The 23,209-nt window shown below is 50.4% G+C and carries 24 protein-coding genes and 1 riboswitch; of the genes, 11 read left to right on the plus strand and 13 right to left on the minus strand.

The window, feature by feature from the left end:
* The first annotated feature begins 273 nt into the window (after positions 1-273).
* The 3 genes from B9Y93_RS01020 to B9Y93_RS01030 all read left to right on the plus strand — a co-directional run bounded on the left by B9Y93_RS01020 (position 274) and on the right by B9Y93_RS01030 (position 2,861).
* The gene (locus tag B9Y93_RS01020; RefSeq protein ID WP_176228810.1) at positions 274-1,512 is read left to right on the plus strand and encodes a TadA family conjugal transfer-associated ATPase; all 1,239 of its coding nucleotides are present in this window, start codon (positions 274-276) and stop codon (positions 1,510-1,512) included.
* 119 nt (positions 1,513-1,631) lie between these two features.
* Complete coding sequence (locus tag B9Y93_RS01025; RefSeq protein ID WP_085492506.1) at positions 1,632-2,336, plus strand: hypothetical protein; 705 nt, start codon at positions 1,632-1,634, stop codon at positions 2,334-2,336.
* Between the two features lie 153 nt (positions 2,337-2,489).
* Complete coding sequence (locus B9Y93_RS01030; protein WP_085492507.1) at positions 2,490-2,861, plus strand: hypothetical protein; 372 nt, start codon at positions 2,490-2,492, stop codon at positions 2,859-2,861.
* A gap of 241 nt (positions 2,862-3,102) precedes the next feature.
* On the opposite strand, the gene B9Y93_RS01035 is transcribed toward B9Y93_RS01030, so the two are convergent.
* The 9 genes from B9Y93_RS01035 to B9Y93_RS01075 form a co-directional block, all read right to left on the minus strand.
* Complete coding sequence (locus B9Y93_RS01035; RefSeq protein ID WP_085492508.1) at positions 3,103-4,782, minus strand: DEAD/DEAH box helicase; 1,680 nt, start codon at positions 4,780-4,782, stop codon at positions 3,103-3,105.
* 120 nt (positions 4,783-4,902) lie between these two features.
* Entirely contained in the window at positions 4,903-6,183 is a 1,281-nt protein-coding gene (locus B9Y93_RS01040) for a zf-HC2 domain-containing protein (protein WP_085492509.1), read from the minus strand.
* Positions 6,170-6,655: an RNA polymerase sigma factor gene (locus B9Y93_RS01045; RefSeq protein WP_176228811.1), complete on the minus strand. Its 486-nt coding sequence runs from the start codon at positions 6,653-6,655 to the stop codon at positions 6,170-6,172. Before B9Y93_RS01045 ends, B9Y93_RS01040 begins: the two co-directional genes overlap by 14 nt.
* A 255-nt stretch (positions 6,656-6,910) precedes the next feature.
* Positions 6,911-8,038 carry an FtsW/RodA/SpoVE family cell cycle protein gene (locus B9Y93_RS01050; RefSeq protein WP_085492511.1) on the minus strand — a complete coding sequence of 376 codons (1,128 nt, stop codon included), beginning with the start codon at positions 8,036-8,038 and terminating at the stop codon, positions 6,911-6,913.
* Between the two features lie 12 nt (positions 8,039-8,050).
* Positions 8,051-9,196, minus strand: a complete 1,146-nt coding sequence (ftsW, locus tag B9Y93_RS01055; RefSeq protein ID WP_244903259.1) for a putative lipid II flippase FtsW — start codon at positions 9,194-9,196, stop codon at positions 8,051-8,053.
* Between the two features lie 133 nt (positions 9,197-9,329).
* The gene (locus tag B9Y93_RS01060) at positions 9,330-10,316 is read right to left on the minus strand and encodes an LCP family protein (RefSeq protein WP_085492512.1); all 987 of its coding nucleotides are present in this window, start codon (positions 10,314-10,316) and stop codon (positions 9,330-9,332) included.
* Positions 10,317-10,424: 108 nt separating this feature from the next.
* Positions 10,425-10,967 carry a hypothetical protein gene (locus tag B9Y93_RS01065; protein WP_085492513.1) on the minus strand — a complete coding sequence of 181 codons (543 nt, stop codon included), beginning with the start codon at positions 10,965-10,967 and terminating at the stop codon, positions 10,425-10,427.
* Between the two features lie 72 nt (positions 10,968-11,039).
* Positions 11,040-12,452, minus strand: a complete 1,413-nt coding sequence (locus tag B9Y93_RS01070) for a sensor histidine kinase (protein ID WP_085492514.1) — start codon at positions 12,450-12,452, stop codon at positions 11,040-11,042.
* A 2-nt stretch (positions 12,453-12,454) separates the two neighbouring features.
* Positions 12,455-13,177, minus strand: a complete 723-nt coding sequence (locus tag B9Y93_RS01075) for a response regulator transcription factor (protein ID WP_085492515.1) — start codon at positions 13,175-13,177, stop codon at positions 12,455-12,457.
* A 183-nt stretch (positions 13,178-13,360) separates the two neighbouring features.
* A riboswitch (M-box (ykoK) riboswitch) is annotated at positions 13,361-13,531 on the minus strand.
* A 259-nt stretch (positions 13,532-13,790) separates the two neighbouring features.
* Between B9Y93_RS01075 and B9Y93_RS01085 the strand changes: the two genes are divergently transcribed.
* Positions 13,791-14,108, plus strand: a complete 318-nt coding sequence (locus tag B9Y93_RS01085) for a cupin domain-containing protein (protein ID WP_085492516.1) — start codon at positions 13,791-13,793, stop codon at positions 14,106-14,108.
* A 429-nt stretch (positions 14,109-14,537) separates the two neighbouring features.
* Entirely contained in the window at positions 14,538-14,810 is a 273-nt protein-coding gene (locus B9Y93_RS01090) for a hypothetical protein (protein WP_085492517.1), read from the plus strand.
* Positions 14,811-15,095: 285 nt separating this feature from the next.
* On the opposite strand, the gene B9Y93_RS01095 is transcribed toward B9Y93_RS01090, so the two are convergent.
* Positions 15,096-15,362: a DUF3889 domain-containing protein gene (locus tag B9Y93_RS01095; protein WP_085492518.1), complete on the minus strand. Its 267-nt coding sequence runs from the start codon at positions 15,360-15,362 to the stop codon at positions 15,096-15,098.
* A gap of 102 nt (positions 15,363-15,464) precedes the next feature.
* Here B9Y93_RS01095 and B9Y93_RS25005 point away from each other — a divergent pair, with 102 nt between their 5' ends.
* From B9Y93_RS25005 to B9Y93_RS01110, 4 genes are all read left to right on the plus strand, one after another.
* Positions 15,465-15,599 carry a hypothetical protein gene (locus B9Y93_RS25005; protein WP_280522874.1) on the plus strand — a complete coding sequence of 45 codons (135 nt, stop codon included), beginning with the start codon at positions 15,465-15,467 and terminating at the stop codon, positions 15,597-15,599.
* Between the two features lie 60 nt (positions 15,600-15,659).
* Positions 15,660-17,594 carry an ATP-dependent DNA helicase gene (locus B9Y93_RS01100; protein ID WP_085492519.1) on the plus strand — a complete coding sequence of 645 codons (1,935 nt, stop codon included), beginning with the start codon at positions 15,660-15,662 and terminating at the stop codon, positions 17,592-17,594.
* Positions 17,588-17,890 (plus strand): DUF6509 family protein, encoded by a 303-nt coding sequence (locus B9Y93_RS01105; protein WP_085492520.1) that lies wholly within the window; start codon positions 17,588-17,590, stop codon positions 17,888-17,890. The genes B9Y93_RS01100 and B9Y93_RS01105 overlap by 7 nt, the downstream gene beginning before the upstream one ends.
* A 123-nt stretch (positions 17,891-18,013) precedes the next feature.
* On the plus strand, positions 18,014-18,289 hold the full coding sequence (locus B9Y93_RS01110) for a hypothetical protein (RefSeq protein ID WP_085492521.1): 276 nt from the start codon (positions 18,014-18,016) through the stop codon (positions 18,287-18,289).
* A gap of 46 nt (positions 18,290-18,335) precedes the next feature.
* Here the strand turns inward: B9Y93_RS01110 and B9Y93_RS01115 are convergent, their stop codons facing one another.
* The gene (locus B9Y93_RS01115; RefSeq protein WP_085492522.1) at positions 18,336-18,659 is read right to left on the minus strand and encodes a DUF5658 family protein; all 324 of its coding nucleotides are present in this window, start codon (positions 18,657-18,659) and stop codon (positions 18,336-18,338) included.
* Between the two features lie 515 nt (positions 18,660-19,174).
* On the opposite strand from B9Y93_RS01115, the gene B9Y93_RS01120 reads away from it, so the two are divergent.
* Entirely contained in the window at positions 19,175-20,449 is a 1,275-nt protein-coding gene (locus B9Y93_RS01120) for a Gfo/Idh/MocA family protein (RefSeq protein ID WP_085492523.1), read from the plus strand.
* 172 nt (positions 20,450-20,621) lie between these two features.
* Positions 20,622-21,071 carry a thioredoxin family protein gene (locus tag B9Y93_RS01125; protein ID WP_176228812.1) on the plus strand — a complete coding sequence of 150 codons (450 nt, stop codon included), beginning with the start codon at positions 20,622-20,624 and terminating at the stop codon, positions 21,069-21,071.
* A 135-nt stretch (positions 21,072-21,206) separates the two neighbouring features.
* Here the strand turns inward: B9Y93_RS01125 and B9Y93_RS01130 are convergent, their stop codons facing one another.
* A complete protein-coding gene (locus tag B9Y93_RS01130) occupies positions 21,207-22,094 on the minus strand; it encodes an SDR family oxidoreductase (protein WP_085492525.1) in 888 nt (295 codons plus the stop codon).
* Entirely contained in the window at positions 22,091-23,185 is a 1,095-nt protein-coding gene (gene uxuA / locus B9Y93_RS01135; protein WP_085492526.1) for a mannonate dehydratase, read from the minus strand. The genes B9Y93_RS01130 and uxuA overlap by 4 nt, the downstream gene beginning before the upstream one ends.
* Between the last annotated feature and the right edge of the window lie 24 nt (positions 23,186-23,209).

The following is a 23,209-nucleotide window of genomic DNA, read 5'->3' on the forward strand; positions in this document are numbered from 1 at the left end:
CAATAGACAGGATGATACGACCTAGCTGACGCAAGATCGTGGTCATGAATACACGCTGTGTGAGGGAGAAGCCATGACAACAGGACAGGCTTTTATCGCTAAGGCTCCCAACCTTTGTGAATAACATCCCAAACACATAATGAGCATGAGTAAAACGATAATCCAAGCTTCTTTTGGAAACAACGGGTTGCAGGCGTAGTGTAGTTACTGTCGAACAAGACCTTCAACTATACATAGTACATCATGAGTAGGTCATTGGACGAGGTGATAAAGATGACGGAAGAACAGATATTGGAGCACTTGCAGAATCGTTTGCAGCATCGGCTGCATCATCTGTCAAGGCTGTCAAATGAGCAATTGAGGGAGCGAATTCGCACAACCGTACTTGATTACTCAAAAGAAGCGTACTTGACGCATACACAAATCAATCATTTTACCCAAAGGCTGTATGACATGTACCGTGGGCTTGATGTCGTTCAACCGCTCATGGATGATCCGCATATTACAGCCATTATGATCAACAGCTACGATGAGATCTATATTGAACGAGAAGGCAGCACTGTCCTTAGCGAACAGCGCTTTGAGAGTCAAGAAGCCTTCATCCATTGGATATATAAAATAACGGAGAAGGTCCGTCCATCAACGGATGAGCTGCCTCCGCTCATGGATGTAAGGCTTGAAAATGAGTCCCATGTTAATATCGTCATGCCGCCGGTTGCTGTGCATGGGCCGACGATGACGATTCATAAACGCGCGGATTCGACCTTGACGATTGATAAATGGATTAATAAAGGCAGCATACCGAAGGATGCGGCAAGGCTGCTGCAGAACCTTGTGCGATGCAAATATAATATTCTCATCAGTGGAGAAACGAGGTCAGGCAAGACCACCTTATTGAATGCTCTGACGAACAGCATCCCTAATGATGAGCGCATTATTACGATAGAAGATATAGCAGAGCTTCATGTTGATGAGGTTCCGAATCGAGTTCAGATGGAAGCCTGGAGAATGACTTCAGATGGACTTAGCAGAAGCTCGATCCGTGAGCTTATTCATCGTTCCTTGCGAATGGGAGCAAATCGCTTAGTATTAGGCGAGATTCGCGGCGCGGAAGCGGCGGATTTGATGCAGGCGATGAACGGAGGACTGGACGGATCGCTGTCGACCGTCAATGCTTGTTCTGCTGAAGATGTGCTGAACAGGCTGGAGACGATGATGCTTGCAGGAGGGTACCTGCCTGCAGAAGTTGTCCGTAAACAGATTTGTTCTGCTATCGATATCATTGTCCATGTCGCGAGACTTTCCGATCAATCCCGCCGCATTGTGGAGATCTCGGAGGTGTTGGGAGTCAGAAATGGCTGCATTCAGCTTAATCCGATCTATCTCTATAAGGATAAGCAGGACAAGGCTCTTCATCCATCAGGCAGCCTGCGCCGGACTTCCAATGAGTTCGTGCATACGGCAAAGCTGTACTTGTCTGGGATGCGGGAGAATGAATGGATGTTTGTATAGTCCACGAAGGCGATGCGCGGCAGGTCTCCTGCGATGCAGGCTGAAGGGATGATTAAGGAGGAGGGAGGAGAGGAATAGGAGTCTGGGCTGAGGTGTGGCAGGATTCTACTCCTTAAGTTATGGATATGGGGAAAAAGAAATGGAAGTACTTATCTCACGAAGGGCGCCCTTCCATCGGCTCGTCTCCTGTCAGCAGCGTCGTGATTGCCGTGGCAGGCACAGCGGAAGGCGTGGGCTGCAGTCATACTGCGATCATGCTTGCACAGCAATTGGCCCGAACAAGGCACACCGTGGCATTGTATGAGGCGAATGGTTCAAGAGATTTTGAACGAATTGAATGTGTTCATCGTGAGGTGGAATACCGATCGTTGGACATGAGCCAATTTCACATTCGAGGTGTGGATTATATTAAATGCAGTGCCCATTTGCAAATGGGGGAGCTGGTGTCAAGAGGATATGACTACATCATTCTTGATATCGGTAACTTTTCGGGGTCTGCTTATTTTGACTATTTCAGATATGCGCATATCTCGATTGTCGTCGGATCTGGAAGCGTCTGGAATCAACCAGACATTATTGCTTTTTACGATCAACAGGCAGACCAAGATATAAGCCAGTGGACGCTGTGCATTCCGCTAGCAACGAAGCAGATCGTTAAAAATATTCAGCGGCTGGTGCCGATTGAGCAAATCTATGCGCTGCCCTCGATTCCAGATCCATTTGCGGAGCAGGAGGATATTGAAGAGGTTGTGAGAGCCCTCGTTCCGATCGAACATCGAAATGCCCCCAGCAATTGGCTCAGAAGATGGATAGGAAAAAGCTAGCAGATAAATTTACATTCATTATTGATTGAAAAGTAGAACTATGCTATATTTTCCTCGAAGGTAAGCGTTATAACTTCTGTATAGCTGGCCAGCGATCCGCTAGACTTCTTCCTTCACCTTGCAACCTTAACGATGAGAAAAGGGTGAATTGTGATGAAAAGAAATAAGGCGATTATTGTAATGATGGCAATGCTCTTATCCTTGTTGTTTGCAGTTTCTGCGTCAGCGGCAGATGTAAGAACGGATGCTGCTTCTCTAGCCAGCGCCATTGGGTATTCGATCACCGGACAAGGGGATTTGACGGTTACTGGCTATGTAACTCGCCAAGCTTATCCTGGTACGGATGAAAATGTACGTTTAATTCGCACTACTCCTTCTGGCAACAGCTACATCTACGATATTAGTCCGATGTATGGCATCGGCAATTTCAGCCACACGTATCATAACCTGCCACAAGGCACTTATCATATTTTCTTCCCAACCTCACCGTGGTCTGTTTCGAATGTGAACTTGCAATTTAATTAGAGGATGAAGTCCCTTACTGTGCTTATCAGGCTGGAAGGGACTTTTTTATGAGGATGGACTGCTGCACATCTGGCGTTGGGAGCCGTGTAGGGCTCTAGCAGATTGTAAAGCGTCTACTGCTAAGGGTTGCCCAAGCAGGGGGGACGAACATTCGCAGTGGGAATACATTGCGTCATGCTAAAAAGCCGAGCAGCCTTGTACACTTCAAGGCTGCTCGGCTTATTTATGGCTGGCGATCCGCTTAGCGCTTGCCGCGTGCCTGGCGGCGCCCGCCATCCGCGCGTCCATTGGAGCGCCCGCCGCGCTTACTAGCGTCTGCGCGCTCATTACCGCGCCCACCGCGCTTGTTAGCGTCCGCGCGTTCACTACCGCGCCCACCGCGCTTGTTAGCGTCTGCGCGTTCACTACCGCGCCCGCCGCGCATACCCGCGTCCGCGCGCTCACTGCCGCGCCCACCGCGCAAGCCAGCGTCTGCGCGCTCACTACCGCGCCCACCGCGCAAGCCAGCGTCTGCGCGCTCACTACCGCGCCCACCGCGCAAGCCAGCGTCTGCGCGCTCACTACCGCGCCCGCCGCGCAAGCCAGCGTCTGCGCGCTCACTGCCGCGCCCACCGCGCTTACTGGCGTCCGCGCGTTCACTACCGCGCCCACCGCGCTTACTAGCGTCTGCGCGTTCACTACCGCGCCCACCGCGCTTACTAGCGTCTGCGCGCTCACTGCCGCGCCCACCGCGCTTACCAGCGTCTGCGCGTTCATTGCCGCGCTCCGGCTTCGCCTTCGGCGCTGCGCCGCCGCGTTCAAGTCCCGCTTCTCCAAGCTGACGCTGTGGAAGCGTCATGCGAATGCCGCGCTCAATCTGCTCCAGCTTGCCGCGATCGCGCGCGGTGACAAATGTAATTGCTGTGCCGCTGTTGCCAGCGCGGCCTGTACGGCCGATGCGGTGAATATACAGCTCGGCATCTGCCGGTATATCATAGTTGAACACGTGGGTTACACCTTCCACGTCCAATCCACGCGCTGCCATATCTGTGGCAACCAGAACTTGAAGCTTGGCATCGCGGAAGCTCTTCATAACCTGCTCTCGCTTAGCTTGCGTGAGATCGCCATGCAGCTCATCGGAAGCGTAGCCCATCTCCTGAAGCTCTTCATTCAGCTTGCTCGCCCGCCGTTTCGTTCTGCAGAATACAACAGCCAAATAAGGATGCTGCTGATCGATCAGCGAGCACAAATCCTTGAATTTGGAACGATCGGTGACCTGCACCGCAATTTGCTTAATGTCCTTGACCGTAATCTGCTCCGAAGCGGCCTGAAGATGCTCGGGCTGCTTCATATAGGCTTGAGCCAATTGCCGAACCTGCAGCGGCATTGTGGCCGAGAATAGCAATGTCTGACGGCTTGTAGGGGTCTGCAAAATAATGTCTTGCACTTCCGTCAGAAAGCCCATGTGCAGCATTTGATCTGCCTCGTCGAGTACCAGCATGCGCAGCTTGCCAAGCGAAATGGAGCCGCGGCGCAAATGATCCAAGAGGCGTCCTGGTGTCGCAACGACAATATGAACGGCTCCCTTCAGCTTCTGAAGCTGGCGCTCCACGTCCTGCCCGCCGTATGCGGCAAGCACACGTGCGCCGACGATAGGGGAGAGCTTCTTCAACTCGGTCGTAATCTGGATCGCGAGTTCGCGAGTCGGTGTAAGAATCAATCCCTGCACGTCATCACGAGCGGTATTGATGCGTTCTAGCATCGGCAGCACGAAGGCAAGCGTCTTGCCGGTTCCAGTCTGAGCTTCGGCTATGACATCCTGCTCCTTTTGTATCAAGGGTATTGACGCTTCTTGAATTGGAGTCGGAGTGTGAATGCCCAGCTCTTTGAGCTGCTGAACCAGCTCTGGGCAAATGCCTATTTTCTTAAATGTCGTTGTCATGTGAATGTGATATGCTCCCTTGTTTAAAATCCTCATGTTATTGTATCATGAACCGCCCTTGAAGCAAGCAAAGACCTTTTTATTACGGTAAAGCTTCAGCATAGAGCGGGTTCCACTCGTTCATTTTCCTTCCTTTTTATCAATATCAAAGGTAAGCACTTGCTCCAGCAGCTTCTCTTGCGAGGTGTCAGGCGTGAAGCTGACCGACTGCACGGTTGAGGAATCAAGCTTTGCCTTGAGCTCTATTCGCTTGTAGGAGAACTGCTGCGACTTGAGCGTTTCTGCGATGGCAGCGGCAGTGGACACAAGCTGTTCCTTGGACATGGCCGAGAACTCATCGACGGATGATCCGCCGAGCGCAATCACATAGTGGAGCTTCGCGCCTTCGCTCAGTCGAAGCAAGGCCGCCTGCTCTTTTCTGGCTGGATCATAGGAGAGATGCTCATAATGATGATTGAGCTCATCTTGAGAAATATGAAGCTTCTCCTCTTCATCTACGACTGCGGATACGTAGAACGGCTTGTATTGCAGTGCTGCAGCAATCGCGGCCTTTAGATCAGCGCTGCGTTCGTCAGCGAACTGCCATTCCAATGTATCCTTATAGCTGTCGCTTACATCTCCATCTGGGTAAACCTCAATCGAGGCTTTTCGCGGCACGCCATCCAAAATATATTCAAAGCTCCCAAAATGTTTATTGAACTTGAAATTGTAATAGACGCCTTTAAAACGGAGCGTTCCCTCCGGATACGTCCGGTCCACATATTGGCGAGTTTCGATCATAGCTTTGACATAACCAATCGGGTTACCCATAAGCGAGAAGTATCCATTGCAGCTGAATAGAAGAAGGGCGATAGAGACGAGCCCCAGTCCATATCGGCTAACGCTCCGCCTGCTGCTTAATGCTTGCTTCAAGAGAACGGCAGCACCAACGCCTACACAAGCGAGCACGAAGGCAATGACCATAAAGAAAGGGATATAGCTGCCGTTATTTTCACTAATCCAGCCTCCAAGCATCGCAAAGGGAAGGGTGGACAGCAGGATCCATAAGGAGCCTTGATAATACAATCTGCATGCAAAAGGCACGATGATCAGCAGCGGGAACGTGGACAGGAACTGCACGCCTGCTCCCGTAATCACACAGCTGAGCAGCGTAGCAGCGAGCACCGCAGCAAGCTTAATATTGCTTTGGTACTTTGCAAGCTTTTGAACAAGCGAGTGAATGTCGCCTGATTCTTTAGCCATTATCGGCTGGGCGATGTAATCCTCACTCATCTCTTCGTACAGCTGCCTACAGGCTGAGCATGTCTCCAAGTGCTCTTTGAGCAGGGCACTGCTCTCATCATGCAGCAAGCCTTCTATTTCAAGCGGCATGAGATCTTTTGCTAGATTACATGTCATCATAATGGAGCTCCTTTCGCAGTTTTTCCTTGATACGATAGTAATACACGCGGCAATAATTTTCCGTCTGCCCGATTTTGATTCCAATTTCCTTAAAGGAGAGCCCATACAAGAGCCTCAGTCGCATAATGTCACGCTGCGGTTGTGTAAGCGCATTGACCTTATGGATGATCTCATTTGCAAGCAGTGCAGTATGGGCGTGATCTTCCTGAATCATCTGCACGCCTATGCGGGTATCGGCTTCCATGTCCTTTGCATGCTTGCGATAATGACGGTACAGCTGATGCTTCGCGATGGCAAACAGCCAAGTTTTCAACGAAGATTGATGATGATAGCTTTCCATGCTCTTTAGGGCTTCAAGGAAGGTTGCCTGAATGAGATCATCGACAACCGTGTGATCTTTGCAGTGGCGTGACAAAAAGCGATGCAGCTCAGGATAACAACTTATATACAGCTCTTCGATGTCCTCATGCACAAGCCATCCTCCTTTCCTTGCCTGCTCAGCATGAGCGCTGCTTTCCGCAGCATTTGACGGCAAATCGTTTGTTATATCTATTAGTGTATCTTGGAATGGGTTTCGTTACAGTCTCAGGAAAGAAAAAATAAAGAAGAATCGAGGTGAAAGGGAGAAAGCGAAGAACTGGCCTAGTGGAACAGGATGAAGCGGGATAAAAGGAGCGCCTGTGTTCTTCTTAACAAGGAGCACAGGCGCATAAAAAGTATGGGGGAGCTAGAAGTCTAGCGGGACATCATTCTTATAGACGTGCACACTTAAAGCAAGCCCAATGGCAATCTGATTCGTAAGCATGGAGCTGCCTCCGTAGCTGATAAAGGGGAGGGAGATCCCCGTTAACGGCACAAGCCCGATATGCATGCCAATATTTACAAAGATCTGAAAGATAAACATGCCCAGCACGCCAATCACAAGGTAGGAGCCAGCCAGATCTCGACTGTCCCTCGCGATCCCGACCAAGCGCCAGATTAGGAGGAAATATAGCAGTATCAACAGTGATGAGCCAATAAAGCCATAGCGATGGCCAACAACGACAAATATGGAGTCTGAATAGGCATAAGGAACAAATCCCCCTTTTAAATACAAGCCATCGCTGCCGCTTAATTGTCCAGAACCAATCGCTTGAATGGCATTGTTGACATGCCAGGACTTGTCTGGGTCACTGGTTGGATCCAGGAAGGTTTGGATTCTCGACAGCTGATGCGGACGGATAAACTTGGCAAGCAGCTCTTCGTTCGCAAAGTACAGCCAGCAGATGATGCCGACAAGACCGCCGCTTAAGGCAAGCCCGCCAAACATATAGCTGGCGCGCATATTGCCCATCCACAGCATACAGAGCAGAATGCCAACGAACACTAGTCCAGTCCCGAGATCGGGCTGCTTTAAGATGAGCAGCAGCGGGATTAGAAAGATGAGCATGATAGGAGCAATGTCACGAAAGGAGCGAAGCTCATTCCCGTTATGTTTTTTTAACAGATGCACAGCAAGCAGGACGGCTGCAACCTTCATCATTTCTGATGGCTGGAGCTGGAACCCGCCAATGCCGATCCAGCGCTTCGCTCCATTAATAGACGTTCCGATGGCAATAACAAGCACGAGCAGCCCAAGGCCCAGTCCATATAGCGCATATGCGAACCGGCTGATGAGAACATGATAGTCGATTACCGCGATAAGAAACATGGGCACGCAGAACACCAAAAACAGCACGACGTGATTCCAATACAGTCCGTTCAGATCTGAATACTGGGTAGCATCATGCACAGCGACCGTGCCGACGGCAACTAAGCCGAGCAAGATGATGAAAGTAAATCCATCGATATGTTTAAGCTTTTTCAAATCAAGCATATGATTTAACCTCTATTTCCTCTTTTTCCTCGAATTTGGATGTTCGCTTAACACGGCTCTTTTGTTCATGTCACGCGTGATGCTGAGCAGAATCCCTGTGCTGGCCATGCACAGCAGCAGGGAAGAGCCGCCATAGCTGATAAAAGGAAGCGGCATGCCAGTGACAGGCAGTGTGCCGGTTACAGCTCCAAGATTAAGCAGAATCTGAGTCCCGATCATTGTGACGATGCCTGCAGCGAGCAGAACACCAAACGTATCCTCGCTTCTAAGCGCCGCGCGGAAGCCGCAGCCAAGATAAAGGACGAACAACATAATGACAAACAGCGCTCCGACCAATCCGAACTCTTCCCCAATTACGGCAAAAATAAAGTCGGTATGAGCTTCCGGCAAATAAAAATATTTTTGCACGCCGTGTCCAAGTCCTGTTCCAAGCGCGCCGCCATGAGCGAAGGCATATAAGGATTGGACAAGCTGATAGCCGGTGCCGCTTGCGTGATCAAGCGGGTTTAAATAAGATACGAGCCGATTGATTCGGTAGCTCTTGCCGAAGGCGAGCAAGAGACAGATCGGTATCAGACCTGCGCCAAGCATTGCAAGCTGCCCGGGGTGTGCGCCGCCAATTACGATCATCGTGATCGCAATCATAACAAACAGCAACGCAGTTCCAAAGTCTGGCTGCAGCATGATGAGCGCTAGGAGCAGTCCAACGACGATCAGGATCGGCAGCAATCCCCGCTTGAAGGAGGCGATACGCTCTTCTTTGTTGCTGATGAGCGCTGCCAAGTAAATAATAAGTGCGAGCTTGGCAAACTCCGTTGGCTGAAACTGAAAGGAGGCAATGCTGATCCATCTTCTGGCCCCATTCACAGGGGTGCCAATAAGGCTGACCAACAAAAGCAGCCCCAAGGCGGTCAAGATCAAGATAGGCGCAGCCTTCTTCCATGTCCGGTAAGGAATCGCCATACATATGAACATGGTCAATAGGCCGGCGATGGCAAACAAACCTTGCCTCGCAGCATAATGCCAAGGATTATCATAGCGGACCGCTACGACTCCCGCACTCGCGCTAAAGATCGTCACCATACCAATACTGACCAGACTTAAAGTCAGCAGCAGCAGGAGATAGTCAGGGCGCCCCTTAATCGGCTGCTTCATCATAAGACAACCTCCTGACCGTTACGTAACGTAATGAGGAACGCTTGAGTCTCTTGTATTACGACAGCGTGCTCGCTCCTTCTTGCGCGCTGTTTATCAGCCTCAATGCGGTAGCAGATGCCGACTTTAACCATTTTCAATCCTTGTTCTTAAAGGGAAGCAGCAATGTATCGATATCCATCTGAGGGTCAAGCCAATCCTCAATCATCTGGTGAGCCTCCTCTACCGTGCTTTCATCGAGCATGTAGTACCAGATGCCATCCATCATCTTCCCATCTCCCGTCAGCGCATAGCTGTGGAACTCAGGCACCTCATCTCTCATAAAGATCAGCTTGCCGAGGTCCACCATATTGCTTGGCGGGATGTCGGTCTGAAAATTGCTTCCTGCAATATTAAGCAATGTAGGAATCTTGCTTAGCTGCTTCCACTGAAGCGCGCGCGCTGTAATGGCCTGCAGGAAGATTTGGTTGCGTTCCATTCGATTCTGATCGGTATCTTCACGATAGCGGACATAATTCAAAGCCTCCAAACCGGTATACAGCGGCTTGTTGGCTGGGATGAAGAACTTGTCATGATTCCACTGCTTGTTTTCGATATCCTCTGTAATGGGAAGCGCGACACCGCCAAGCGCATCAACGACATCTCTAAAGCCCTTGAAATTAATGGAGGCGTAGTGATGCACCGGCTGCTCTAGCAGATGCTCCACCGTATTCACACTCATCTCGGCTCCGCCAAATGCATAGGCATGTGCGATTTTGTCTTCTTTGCCTTTGCCGATGATCTCCGTATAGGAGTCTCTTGGGATCGACAGCAGCAGCACTTGATGATCCTTGGGCCGAATCACGCTGTATATCATAGAATCCGAGCGCCCAACCTCCTGATCTCGCTGATCGATGCCAAGCAGCAGGAGGGAGAAGGGAGGCTCTTCGCTTAGATCAAGACTAGGGCGGTCTATATCGAGCGGCTTATACACCTGCTCTAATGATTGCTCTACGCGCTTCGCAAGCAAATGATCATAAGCCCATAGAGAAAGGGGCTTGCGAAAGGCAAAGCCCGAGGTGATTAAAATAATGAGAGCGAGCCAGATCATGCTCCACTTGCGTCTTTTACGTTTTCGATTCATGAATAAATAACCTGCCTTTCATTCAGCTCGAAGGAATTGGCAGCAGGGGATTGATGGAGATAAGAAAAAAGGGCTCCCCGCATGTGAGAGCCCGGCAATGAATGTAGACTAAGGAAGGGAAATCTCTTGCTCGTTAGAATCCAGTGGTTGATCGCGGTAGCCTTTCTTATGCAGCAGCTCAAGGGAATGATCTTTCCATGTGTAAACATCGAGTCCCTTCTCGCCGCCGCCCAGCACCCAGCCTAGTACGACGTCTGGAATGCCGTCATGATCGACATCCTTGATCTGTGTGAAATCCAAACCGTTGCCGGCTCCTTTTGTATCCCACACGACTTTCCATTGTCCCTCTACTTTTTTAAGCATGGCGACCTGATGACTGCTGTTCATGGAGCCGTCCTCAAACACCACAATCGCCTCTTCCGCTTGATCGCCGTCGATATCGCCAAACATAATGCCTGAGCCCTCTTCTTGAGACAATGGCAGCAGGATGCGGGAGCCCTCAGGCAGCGCTTGCCTAAGCTCATTTTCGTCCTCTGAAGCATCCTGTGCTGCTGGAGCTTGTATCAAGTCAATCGGTGCGGCCGGGATGCTGCAGCTCTGCATTCCAAGCATTGCCGCTGCAATCATCGTCGACATCCACTTCTTTTTCATTGCCGTATTCTCCTTGCCATTCTCTTCTTGTCCAGTGTAATGAAGTGTGGGCGAAAAGGGGTTATGAAATCGTTAAAGATAAGATGCAGGACCTTTGATCGGCAGCTTGAGGCGGACGGTGGTGCCTTGTTCCCATACGCTGTCGATCGTAATCGATCCCTGATGCAGCTTCATGATCTCCTGGCAGATCGATAAGCCGAGCCCGCTGCCTGAGGCCGACATCTTCCCATGATAGAATTTCTCTGTAATATAAGGAAGCTCGCTCGATGGAATGCCTTGTCCATTGTCTGAGATTGTAAGCAGAAGCGCATCGTTGCGAGCAGCCGCACTTAGTATGACCGTACCGCCTGCGCGAGTGAATTTGAACGCATTATCAAGCAAGTTGATCAGCACCTGCTTCATGCGATTCTCGTCCAGCAAGGCGGCAGGGAGAGTCGCAGCAGCTGTGACCTCGAAGTGAAGTCCAAGCCGCTCTGCGCGCGGCGTAAGCTGGGCTTCAATATGACGGAGCAGCTTCGGCACATCAACCGTGGATAAAGAGAGCTGTATCCGGCCATTCTCCAGCTTGGAGAAATCCAGCAGTTCTTCGACTAGCTGGGTCAAGCGGATGCTTTCCTCGTCAATAATATCAAGCCCTTCTCTCCATAGGCCCTCATCCTTGCTAGGATCTGCCTTCAGGGTTACGACCCAGCCATGAATATTGGTGAGCGGCGTTCTGATCTCATGGGAGATGGAGGAGATAAAGTCGTTTTTAAGCTCTTGATGCTGCTCAAGACGCGCAGCCATCGTGTTGAAGGTGTCTGACAACGTGCCAAGCTCATCCTGATACCGCTTGCTTGTCCGGATGGTGAGATCCCCCTCGGCCAACTGAGAGGCCGCTGCAGTCAGCGCGAGGATGGGCTCTGTGATCGTGCGGGACAAATAGATGCCAAGAATGGCAACGAGAATGAGAATGAACAGTCCTGCGCCTACTGCCCATGACGCAATATATTGGATCGTGGCAATGACTGGGGCCAAGGAGGTAACATAACGAACGACGCCTACGATCGAGCCTGCTGCCTGAAGCGGGTAGGAGACGGCAAGCAGCGTATCCGCTGAAGGCCCCCATGAGATGTCTTTGCCCCGCCAGATTCCGGGCTTGCCAGCCATGGCTGCCGCAATATCCGGATATTGGGTCATGCTGGGCTGATCCTCGTTGCCGTTGGAATCCTCCAGAAGCGTGAGAGAAGCATCTATAATTTGTACTTGCGCAGACGTATTTTGCGCAAATCCCCGCAGCAGGCGATCGGATTGCTTGCTTAATTCTTCTTCAGCGAAATAGTTATTGAAAAACGAAGCTGAGATTTCGGCTTGTTTGATCAGCGATTGCTGCACATTGTGATGATAGTAATGATTGACGGCAGCAATGAGTATGATTTCGAGCAGGCCTACAGTAATAAGAATGACGGCGAGGTAGCTGCCAACAAGTCTTTTTTGAATGCTCACGCTTAACCATCCTTTCTCAGACGATAACCGCGCCCCCACACCGTCTCAATCCATTGCGGATGAGAGCTGTCATCTTCAAGCTTCTCTCTTAGCTTGCGAACATGCACATCGATGGTCTTCGGGTCGCCGACAAAGTCCTCGCCCCATGCCAAGTTCAAGAGATCATCCCGGGTTAAGGCTTTGTCCGGATGCTCCATGAACACCTTGATGACAGCATATTCCTTCGGCGTAAGCTCGATCACCTGATCGTGCTTATAGAGCCGATTCGCGTCAATATCGAGGCGCAAGGGACCAGCTGTTAGGACATGACGGCTGCTGGCAGACGATAGCGGATCCTTCGGTATTTGTGTACGTCTCAGCACGCTGTTGATCCTTGCGACGAGCTCTAGCGGATTGAACGGCTTCACGATGTAGTCGTCTGCACCAAGCTCGAGCCCTCGAATCTTATCCAGATCCTGGCCCTTCGCGGTTAGGAACATGATGACAACATGCGGATCCTTAGCCCGAATGCGCTCGCAGCATTCAAAGCCGTCGATATCCGGCAGCATCACATCTAGGATGATGACATCAGGCTGGTGATGTTCTACGGCCTGAAGCGCTTCTGTTCCCGTTGATGACGAGATGACCTCAAATCCGCTGCGCTCCAGATTGATGCGAATGAAGCGCTGAATGTGTTGATCATCCTCCACGACGAGGATGGGTTGTTTTGTCTCGTGTTGCAGCATAGCAGCTACCTCCTTTGTCAGCACATGTGTTGAAGCAGGAACATCGTTGGTATTGGGAATCATGGCTCTTCATGTAGAAAATCTAGCTATTAAAAAAAGCCCCCCCACGTCCATAGGGAGAGCTCAACATGCAGCAAGCGAAGAATCAAGGCATCACAGCGGTATACAAGCGCTGCCTTAAGCTTCATTCCCCCTAGTCACAGCTTTGGCACTATACAACGTAAAGAGCATGAGCCCTTAGCCACATTATGAAAAGCCTTAATCCGGCAATCCCTGTTCTACCCATTGGCATCTTTCGATGTTTCCGGGCAGTGGCCTGTATTTGTATAGGAGCCTCACCTAACGAGGACCTGATTACGATTACTATGGATGAATAGTATATGCATCCGGCATGAATGTCAAGGCGAGGTGCGTTTTTTGCATGCAGCATAGACCAGAGAATTGCTGTATCTCATCGTATGCAAGCATGAAAACGAAATGAGCACAAAGCCTTTCTAGGATGTAGAATGAAAGCAGGCCTATTTCAAGTATTCTCAAGTCTTGCTATACTCATAAGCTTCATACGCAGCAGGGATCGTTCGTTGGATCACATCATGAGGGAGGAAGAAGAATAATGGATACCAATCAGCCATGGGAGCAAGCAGAGCCTGGAGTCACCCGTAGAATCATGAAGCCTGGACAAGCATTGATGATGATGGAAGTTCAATTCGAAGCAGGAGCAGAGGGCTATATGCATCGTCATGTGCATGAGCAGATGTCCTACTGCTTATATGGCAAGCTTGCCTTTACGATTGAGGAGAAGACGACGATTCTGGAGGCAGGGGACAGCATCGTCATTCCAAGCGATGCGCTGCATGGGGTGAAGGCGCTCGAAAGAAGCGGGCTGCTGGACTGCTTTACGCCGTTAAGGGATGATTTGCTTAACAGGTGATAGAAGGAAGGCTTCGTTAGGGAAAGGCCGCTGATTTAATCTCATAGAGGATAGCGATTAGAGAAGGACGATAAGCGCAGTGATTCGCGTCATGAGCTGTCGTTCTTTTTTTGTGCCTTAAACAAGATTTAAAGAGCGCTTGTCTGTCAAAAAGAAGTGGGTGAAGGGAGAGATTGACAAATGGAGGAAAATGGGATATAATTAACTTACATACCGACGGTCGGTATAATTAATGATCGTCTGATTGCTTTACGAGCTATCTATTCACCATACAGGCGGGATCATTTGAATCACGGTATATGTTTTATGGAAGCCCGGAAATCTGGATGTTGCAGCTGCATAAAGGTCTTGTTTTTCAACGCTATCTGTAACCATTTATATTTTGCGGTTCCCGTTTGTTCACTTATTCCATATAAGGAGGGATAATCAATGAAGCGATACAATGAGAAGATATTGGCAGATACGAAGAAGCTTGCCCAACAGTCGGTCGACAAGGCTATGCATAGCGCCGCTCACTTGACGAAACCGCCGCGCCACGTTGCTCGTGCAGGATCTGTCATCGGGGGAATTGCTGGAGGCATTCTGCTGGTAGTTGGCGGAGTATGCTTGCTGCTGCAATACCATACCGCAGCTTGGGTGACCTTGGTTGCAGGCGCAACAACGATTGTCTCCAATCGACTGAACTACAAGCGCAATCAATAGCGATAGAAGCCTGATATAGCCTATGCCAATGAGGAGGCTGTACAGCATAGGGGGCATAACGTGGTTATGCCCTATTTTATTTACCCAAATAGAATGCATAAGCTGCGTCATAGACGGACCAGCATTCTATTTGTCGATCAAAATTGCCTTTAGACGCAATTGCTCATCTTTATGTGATGGTCTCGGGTATAGGTTACTTATCTTAGCTGCTTAGGAGGATAACTCTTTGAAGTGGATCGAGAGCTGTTCATTAGTCTTCGGATTGAAGCGTACAGATACCAAGAGTCAGAATTCGCGTGTTCCCTGCTTGATCCACAGTTTGAATTGCTCTTCGGCTTCGTCAGAACTGAGCTCGGTACGGCCGATATGCTCATAATCAAGCACATTGGCTTGATAGCGCTTAATGGTTTCCTGAACGGCTATTCGTCCCCAGCGTGCATAATCTGGCTCAGCCTGAAGGGAGTCGGGGAGACCTCCATACAGCAGAAGCAGCAAGGCGAAGCCTGTGGCAAGTACTGCTGCTCTTGTTCGAAAAATACTTATGATCTTCATGGGTCTTCATCTCTCCTCAAGTATTTTTGCCCTGTTTCTTCAAAAGGCACTATTCACATCGTGTGTGAATAATGGTTATTTCATGCATCGAGCGTAACATGATTGAAGCGGCTAAGAAGGGCTGAGGCCGCATCCATCGTGGATTCGAGCGGCAATACTGCGCAGCGGTTGCCCGAGCTCCTTGTTGCGGGCTGGCGTGAGAACCTGCCAGCAGATTGTGATTCTCTCTTGTCTTGACTTGAGGTATAATGGTGGAATGCACTTTGAGGACAGATAGATAGTGGAGGCTTCGTACGTTTGGCTAATTATCCTTTTGAATTTAACCCGTCAGAACCGTATATCAAGCAGGCAAGCGATTGGATTGCAGATGTGTTCTATGATTTGCTGCCTGAGGCGGGCTTTGAAGTACGTGATGAACAGATATATATGGCGTTCCAACTGGAGCGAGCCTATCAAGAAAAGAAAACGATCCTTGCAGAAGCAGGGGTCGGCACGGGCAAGACGCTTGTGTACTTGCTCTATGCAATCAGCTATGCGAGATATACGAGAAAGCCTGCGGTGATTGCCTGCGCGGATGAATCGCTTATTGAGCAGCTCGTCAAGTCCGAGGGGGACATAGCGAAGATTGCCCAGCATTTGAACCTGACAGTGGACGCAAGGCTTGGCAAATCCCAGAGCCAGTATCTATGCTTGAACAAGCTGGATACAGCGCGTTATGGGGAGGAGGAGCGGGAGCTGTACCGCGATATCTATCAGACGCTGCCAGCGTTTGTTAGACAACCGGATACGTTGCAATCCTTCTATCCGTATGGCGATCGCAAGGATCATGCTCACTTGTCAGACGAGCAGTGGTCAAGAATCGGCTGGGATGTATTTCAGGACTGCTTAATATGCCCTCAGCGCCATCGTTGTGGACAGACGCTCTCGCGTGAGCATTACCGCAAGTCCAGCGATCTGATTATTTGCTCCCATGACTTCTATATGGAGCATGTGTGGACGTATGAGTCGAGGAAGCGCAACGGCCAGCTTCCGCTCCTGCCAGAACACAGCTCCGTCGTATTCGATGAAGGCCATCTGCTGGAGACGGCTGCGCAGAACGCGCTGACCTATCAGCTTAAGCACGGGATCTTTGAGAGCATCATTACTCGCTTGCTCGAAGGCGAGATCCGAGAGTCGCTAGCAGTAACGATTGATGAGGCAATTGAGCAAAGCGACATGTTGTTCGATACGCTGCAGCGAGCGGCAGTAAAGATTGAAGGCTCAGACCGTATGGAGTATGCGCTTAGCGAGTCGTTAAAAGATCAGGTTGGCCGCTTCCGTGCTGTGCTGAACACCATTGAAGAAGAGCTGGTCTACGAGAGTGGAACCTTTACGCTTAACGACTATCAATTAAAGATTGTCGAAGAGCATCTTGATATGATGCAGACTGCGCTCCAGCTCTTTGAAGAGCCCGAGCGGCTGATCACATGGCTAAGAGAGGATCAGGATGGGCTCGCGCTGGTGATTATGCCGAAGAAGGTGCAGGAGGTGCTCAAGGAGAGGGTGTTCGCACAGCAGCTCCCGATCATCTTCTCGTCAGCGACGATGTCTGTGGACAATTCCTTTGACTACATGATGTCAGGACTTGGACTCGCGCATTCACTACAATTTTCTACAGCTTCACCTTATGATTACGAGCAGCAGATGAAGGCAAGACTGTATGCTGCCTATGCGAGAAGAGACAAGGTTATGAAGACCATAGAACTGCTGCATGAATCCGAGGGAAGAGCCCTCATCCTATTCCGCAGCGAAGAGGATATGAGGCAGTTTAGACAAGAGGTACAGGAGATTGCTCCCATGCTCTCCTACCCGATGCTCTATGAAGGCACACAGGAGATCAGCCGCTTGATCGAACAATTCCAGCAGGAGGAGACAAGCGTGCTGTGCGCGGTATCCTTATGGGAGGGACTCGATATTCCGGGACCTTCGCTGTCGAATGTCATCCTATGGGACCTTCCATTCCCGCCGAATGATCCGGTCTTTGCAGCCCGCCGCCAGGATGCCAAGGATGCCTTTCTTGAGGTGGACATGCCCTATATGCTGCTTCGCTTGAAGCAGGGCGTTGGGCGATTGATTCGATCAAGCGGGGACAGCGGTATCGTCGCGATCTTCGGCGATGAATTGACACAGAATGAGGTAAGGCAGCAGGTTGAACGAGCCCTGCCTGTAAAAGGAGAGTTGGAATCATGTTGACGATAACGGGCTGCGAAGCCGAACAGGTGCGAGATCCATTCGGCATTCTAAGCGGAATTCGCTACGAATGCAAGGTGATGATCGAGGTTCCTGAAGAGGATGAGCTGTACTTGGAGAACGGTGTATATGCTCGCGTCATCTATCGTGTGGATGGCGAGCAAGCCGGTATTGTAAAGTATGATCTTCACGAGCGCTTTACTGAACGCTACTTGGATGTGGAGCTGGAAGAGGACGAGCTTGCACAGATCGATGCCTGCTGCCTTGAGCATGTTCGTAGTGAGCAGATAAGCGATTAAGAGCAGCCTTTAGGCCAAGCTTCGATTATAGAAGCGAGCATACAACAGCGGTCACCTCTTGTGTTATGGCATAAGCAGGTGACCGTTTTTATAAGAATGAACGTAGAGGAATGGAGGCGTGACATGATCTTTGTCAACTGGAGGCGCATATCCATCGCGACTCTATTGTTGCCGTTGATGTTTGTATGGTTTGACGAATACTTGATTCACGAAGGGGTGTTGGAAGGAATAGGTCTCGCATCAGCGATGATCATCCCGCCAATTGGCATGCTGTTCGCCATGCTCTCCTTTCGCAGCACGGAGTCTACTAGGGATCTTGCTCTTGTTGCTGCTCATTTTATGCTGGGACTGTTTTATTTTATATATATGTCTGTCGGGACGCTTATTTTCGGCATCTGACTCACGCTTGCAGGAATAAGACCTTAAGGGTAGTTATGTATGCCCACTAGAAACGAAGATAGACAAAGCTGCCGTAGGCAACCCAGAAGCAGTGATACAGCCCAACAGCGAGATACAAGAGAACGGTTGTCTGAATGAGCCCTTTATGGAGCCGGCGCGGCGGTAGCGCAGGATAGAGAAGGAGTAGCAGGATCGGAAGCGCGAGCTTCCACCCGTAAAAAGCGGACACATGCCATTCATACACGGCTTTTGCAATCGGATTTGCCTCCGTCACCCATCCAAGCTTGATTCCGACGTCTGTACAGAAGGCATCGAATAAGCTTAGTCCTATCATCGCTTTTATCCACACTCGCGTCCAGTCTCTGGACATCTCCATCCCTCCTTTGACTAGCAGCAGGCTGTATTGCTCCTTAACGGATGCTTGATTGCTGCTGGTGATCGATGATGATCATTGTTTCTACTAGCTTATTCCTAGATTGATAGTTTCATGATGGATCGAGCGCAAGGCAGGCGAACGGTCCTTTTTTTGTTGCAAATATGGCGATGAAATAAGATATGCTTGTCCATGTAGCGCTTATCAGCGGCTCCTCATGTTCGTCTTAGTGAGAGACTATTCAAGCTGCTATATCGAGTTGATATTAACAGCATAGACGGATGAGTGAGTTGCTATACGGCCTTGCTATTCATTGTGAGGGCTTATCAAAAACCGAATGCACGAAGGCATAACGTGAAGCATATGCCCTAGTCCTGTGGAAGGTGCTCTTCGTTAGCCGAGAGAGTAAACAAATCAGAAGCATGTAAAGGGATCGAAATTGTTTGCCGCATGCGGATTAGGATATGATCAACATGTAAGCGCTGTATCATGAGCTGCAGGAGGAGAAGCGGATGAATAAAGTGAAGCTGGCACTGATCGGAGCTGGACTTCGAGGGGTTAATTATACGAATGTTGCGATTGACCATCCCGAAGAGGTCGAGATTGTGGCGGTTGCGGAGCCTTGGGATGAACGAAGAGATCATTTTCAACAAGTACATCAGCTGCAAGATGAGATGTGCTTTACCGATTGGCGCGATATGCTCAGCCAGCCTAAGCTGGCCGATGCTGTGCTCATATGCACCCATGACCATATGCATTTTGAACCGACGATGAAGGCGCTAGATGCAGGCTATCATGTGCTGCTTGAGAAGCCGATGTCGCCTGATCCGGTACAATGCATACAGATGGGTGATAAGGCGAATAAGCAAGGCTTGGTATTTTCGATTTGCCATGTGCTTCGGTATACGCGATTTTTCGGCACGATCAAGCAAATGCTGGATGAGGGCAAGATCGGACGGCTAATGTCGATCCAGCATAATGAAAATGTAGGCTATTGGCATCAGGCACACAGCTTCGTACGCGGCAATTGGCGAAGCGAGAAGGAGAGCAGCCCGATGATCTTGGCGAAGTCCTGCCATGATATGGACATCTTACTGTGGCTCGCTGGCGCATCCTGCAAACGAGTATCTTCTTTTGGAAGCTTGTCGCACTTTCGATCCGAGCATGCGCCTGCCGGTGCAACGAAGCGCTGTCTGGACGGATGCCCTGCTGCAAATACATGTCTCTATTATGCGCCGAAGACTTATCTCACCGATGAGCCGAATTGGATGCAGCTTGCGATCAGCAATGACCAGAGTGTTGAGGCTCGTACAAAAGCGATTGAAGAAGGGCCATATGGGCGCTGCGTCTATTACTGCGACAATGATGTCGTCGATCATCAGGTGGTCAATATGGAGTTTGAAAATGAAGTGACGGCGGTGTTCACCATGTCCGCCTTTACGCAGGAATGCTCGCGCACAATCAAGCTGATGGGGACGCTGGGCGAGATTCGAGGAGCGATGGAGAAGAATGAGGTGGAATGGATTCCATTTGGAGCAGAGGAGTCAGAACGCATGGAGCTGGGGACGCCTGGCGGGCATGCGGGGCATGGAGGCGGCGATGAAGGCTTGGTTTGGGACTTTATCAAGCTTGTACGCGCCAATGGTCTGGAAAAAGGCTTAACTTCCGCTGACATATCCGTGCAAAGCCATTTGATGGCCTTTGCGGCAGAGCATGCCCGATTAGCGGGGGAGGTTGTTGAGCTTGCCTCTTATGCAGAACAGTTTAGGTCCAGCGATCAGTCGTAGTGCTTGAGCAAAGGAGCAAAAACTTTAAATTTTATGGATTGTTATTTTGTTCACAAATCTTTGCAAATTAACGTTCACGGAGAAAACATCCCGCATCCATTTTCCTTTATAATGCAAAGAAGAGGGCCATTGCTCTCGCAAACATGAACGATGTGAAATGGGATGTGGATTTGTGAACAAGAACAAGAAATGGTTCCAAAACAAATTTCTGTGGGGACTTGTCATCTTGATTATACTGCTGCTGCTGTTGAGGCTGCCGGAGCAAATGGATAAGAAGGCGTTGACGCCAATGAGCAATCAGCAGCTTGAGACATTCCTTACAGAGAAGCAGACAGGTTTCATATATATCGGACGTCCAACTTGTCCGGTATGCAAGGAATTCGAGCCTCGGCTTATTAAAGAAGTGAAAGCAAACAAAGCAGAGGTGCGTTATTTCAACACCGACGAAGCCCGCAAGGACAATGAACAACAGATGGTTGGGATGCTGAATGGACTTAATGTATCCTCCGTGCCAACATTCATTTATTTTAAGGATGGACAAGAGGTTGAGCGGATTCACGAAGGACAAGTATCCAAGGAAGATATCCAGCGCATCATGAATAAATACTTGCCGGCCTCATAAGCCAAGCATCATGAACGCCAACAAGACGCAATAAGGCGCTCCTATGGTTTCAATCTGTACGACAGCAGTTCGGCTGCGACACAGATTGGAAGCGGGAGCGCCTTTTATGTTAAAGCATGTGCCAGAGCTGCAAGCTTAAACGCCGGAATAGGCCATGAATCCGCCATCGACAGGGATAACCGCACCTGTGATGAAGCCAGACGTATCCTCATCCACGAGCCATAGCAAGGTGCCAAGCAGATCCTGAGGCGTACCGAAGCGGCGCATTGGCGTATGGGTGATGATCTTGTTTGAGCGCTCTGTCAAGCTGCCGTCCTCCTGAGTTAAGAGCGAGCGGTTCTGCTCGGTAAGGAAGAAGCCCGGCGCGATGGCATTGACGCGAATGCCCGCATCAGCAAGGTGCACGGCGAGCCATTGCGTAAAGTTGTTGATCGCGGCTTTGGCCGCACTATAGGCGCCTACCTTCGTTAGCGGAGCGAACGCGCTCATGGAGGACAGATTAATGACGACAGCGCCTGCTCGTCCAATCATGTGCTTAGCAAACACCTGAGTCGGAATCAGCGTGCCCGTAAAGTTCAGATCAAGCACATGCCGGAATCCTTCCACTTTGGTGTCAAAAAAAGAAGTAACGTCAGGCGTCTCAAGATCCTCTTTCCGAAACGTCTCATGAGTCGTATTGGCGCTCGGATGATTGCCGCCTGCTCCATTGATAAGGATGTCGCATGCTCCAAGCCGTTCGCTGACGATTGTTTGCGCATCCTGCACGCTTTTTGCATCGGTAACATCGCATGCGATGGCGATGGCTGTCCCGCCTTGCTTCGCGATCGCTTCAGCCACGGCTTCTCCCTTAGCGAGCGTGCGATTCAGGATCGCGACCTTCACGCCCTGACGAGCAAGCTCCACGGCCATCGCGCTGCATAGGACGCCTGCTCCGCCTGTAATGACCGCTGCCTTGCCTGCCAGAGAGGGATGCAGGGGAAGCGGCTTGGCCTGCGCATTAGGGTATGCTTCCTGATTGTTCATACAACTGCCTCCTTCGCTGCTTGTGCCCGCTGTGCGACCCGCTCATAGGCATCCCACAATCCCCATAGATGCATAATGCCAAGCGCTCGGTCGTACAGGCCATAGCCTGGACGGCACTGCTCGCCCCAAATATGGCGGCCATGATCGGGTCGAACGTATCCGACAAACCCGACGTCATGATACGCCTTCACGATGCCCGCAATATCGACGGTCCCGTCTTGGGTGCGGTGCGAGGTCTCGATGAAGTCGCCATTGTCATACACGTGGACATTCCGAATATGGGCAAATGGAATTCGATCTTTGAACGCATGGATCATCGCGACAATATCATTGTCCGGATTGGCGCCGAACGACCCGCTGCACAGCGTTATCGCATTGGATGGGCTGTCATACAGGCCAAGCATTCGACGCAAATTATGCTGGCTCGTAATAATGCGGGGCAGTCCGAATACCGGCCATGGCGGATCATCCGGATGGATGGCCATTTGGATGCCGTGACGCTCGGCGACAGGCACTACTTTTTGAAGGAAATAGTCAAGATGCTCCCAAAGGTCCTCTTCCGTAACGCCTTGGTATGCTTCAAACAAGCGGGTCAGATGCTTCAGCCGCTCAGGCTCCCAGCCCGGCATGGTCAGCTCGCTATTCTTATTAATGGAGTCGACCAGCTCAAACGGATCGATGCCATGTATGCGGGACTTCTCGAAGAAGAGCGCATTGGAGCCATCTTCCATCTGCTTGAACAGGTCGGTACGCAGCCAATCGAAGATCGGCATGAAGTTGTAGCAGATCACCTTCACTCCAACACGAGCGAGCTTCTCAATGGTCTTGATGTAATTGTCAATATACCGATCCCGAGAGGGGAGGCCAAGCTTGATGTCCTCATGCACGTTAACGCTTTCAACAACGTCGAGATGAAGGCCGTAGGCTGCTGCCTGGGATTGAACCTCCTGAATCTTCGCCCATGGCCATTCTTCGCCTGCAGGAATATCATGCAGCGACCATACGATGCCTTCAACGCCTGGGATTTGCTTGATTTGGCTTAAGGATACCGTATCATTGCCTTCGCCAAGCCATCGAAATGTCATACGCATACGTTCACCACCTCAATATGGTTA

It is taken from the genome of Paenibacillus aquistagni, assembly GCF_900177815.1.
GTDB lineage: Bacteria > Bacillota > Bacilli > Paenibacillales > Paenibacillaceae > Paenibacillus_B > Paenibacillus_B aquistagni.

Bases quoted from the DNA above. Each gene is read 5' to 3' on its own strand.
- B9Y93_RS01050 (WP_085492511.1), bottom strand. From the start codon at position 8,038: ATGCTTGATTTGAAAAAGCTTAAACATATCGATGGATTTACTTTCATC.
- B9Y93_RS01030 (WP_085492507.1), top strand. From the start codon at position 2,490: ATGAAAAGAAATAAGGCGATTATTGTAATGATGGCAATGCTCTTATCC.
- B9Y93_RS01110 (WP_085492521.1), top strand. From the start codon at position 18,014: ATGATCTTTGTCAACTGGAGGCGCATATCCATCGCGACTCTATTGTTG.
- B9Y93_RS01090 (WP_085492517.1), top strand. From the start codon at position 14,538: ATGAAGCGATACAATGAGAAGATATTGGCAGATACGAAGAAGCTTGCC.
- uxuA (WP_085492526.1), bottom strand. From the start codon at position 23,185: ATGCGTATGACATTTCGATGGCTTGGCGAAGGCAATGATACGGTATCC.
- B9Y93_RS01040 (WP_085492509.1), bottom strand. From the start codon at position 6,183: ATGATGACATGTAATCTAGCAAAAGATCTCATGCCGCTTGAAATAGAA.
- B9Y93_RS01120 (WP_085492523.1), top strand. From the start codon at position 19,175: ATGAATAAAGTGAAGCTGGCACTGATCGGAGCTGGACTTCGAGGGGTT.
- ftsW (WP_244903259.1), bottom strand. From the start codon at position 9,196: ATGATGAAGCAGCCGATTAAGGGGCGCCCTGACTATCTCCTGCTGCTG.
- B9Y93_RS01085 (WP_085492516.1), top strand. From the start codon at position 13,791: ATGGATACCAATCAGCCATGGGAGCAAGCAGAGCCTGGAGTCACCCGT.
- B9Y93_RS01025 (WP_085492506.1), top strand. From the start codon at position 1,632: ATGGATATGGGGAAAAAGAAATGGAAGTACTTATCTCACGAAGGGCGC.
- B9Y93_RS01115 (WP_085492522.1), bottom strand. From the start codon at position 18,659: ATGTCCAGAGACTGGACGCGAGTGTGGATAAAAGCGATGATAGGACTA.
- B9Y93_RS01035 (WP_085492508.1), bottom strand. From the start codon at position 4,782: ATGACAACGACATTTAAGAAAATAGGCATTTGCCCAGAGCTGGTTCAG.
- B9Y93_RS01095 (WP_085492518.1), bottom strand. From the start codon at position 15,362: ATGAAGATCATAAGTATTTTTCGAACAAGAGCAGCAGTACTTGCCACA.
- B9Y93_RS01060 (WP_085492512.1), bottom strand. From the start codon at position 10,316: ATGAATCGAAAACGTAAAAGACGCAAGTGGAGCATGATCTGGCTCGCT.
- B9Y93_RS01020 (WP_176228810.1), top strand. From the start codon at position 274: ATGACGGAAGAACAGATATTGGAGCACTTGCAGAATCGTTTGCAGCAT.
- B9Y93_RS01105 (WP_085492520.1), top strand. From the start codon at position 17,588: ATGTTGACGATAACGGGCTGCGAAGCCGAACAGGTGCGAGATCCATTC.
- B9Y93_RS01130 (WP_085492525.1), bottom strand. From the start codon at position 22,094: ATGAACAATCAGGAAGCATACCCTAATGCGCAGGCCAAGCCGCTTCCC.
- B9Y93_RS01065 (WP_085492513.1), bottom strand. From the start codon at position 10,967: ATGAAAAAGAAGTGGATGTCGACGATGATTGCAGCGGCAATGCTTGGA.
- B9Y93_RS01075 (WP_085492515.1), bottom strand. From the start codon at position 13,177: ATGCTGCAACACGAGACAAAACAACCCATCCTCGTCGTGGAGGATGAT.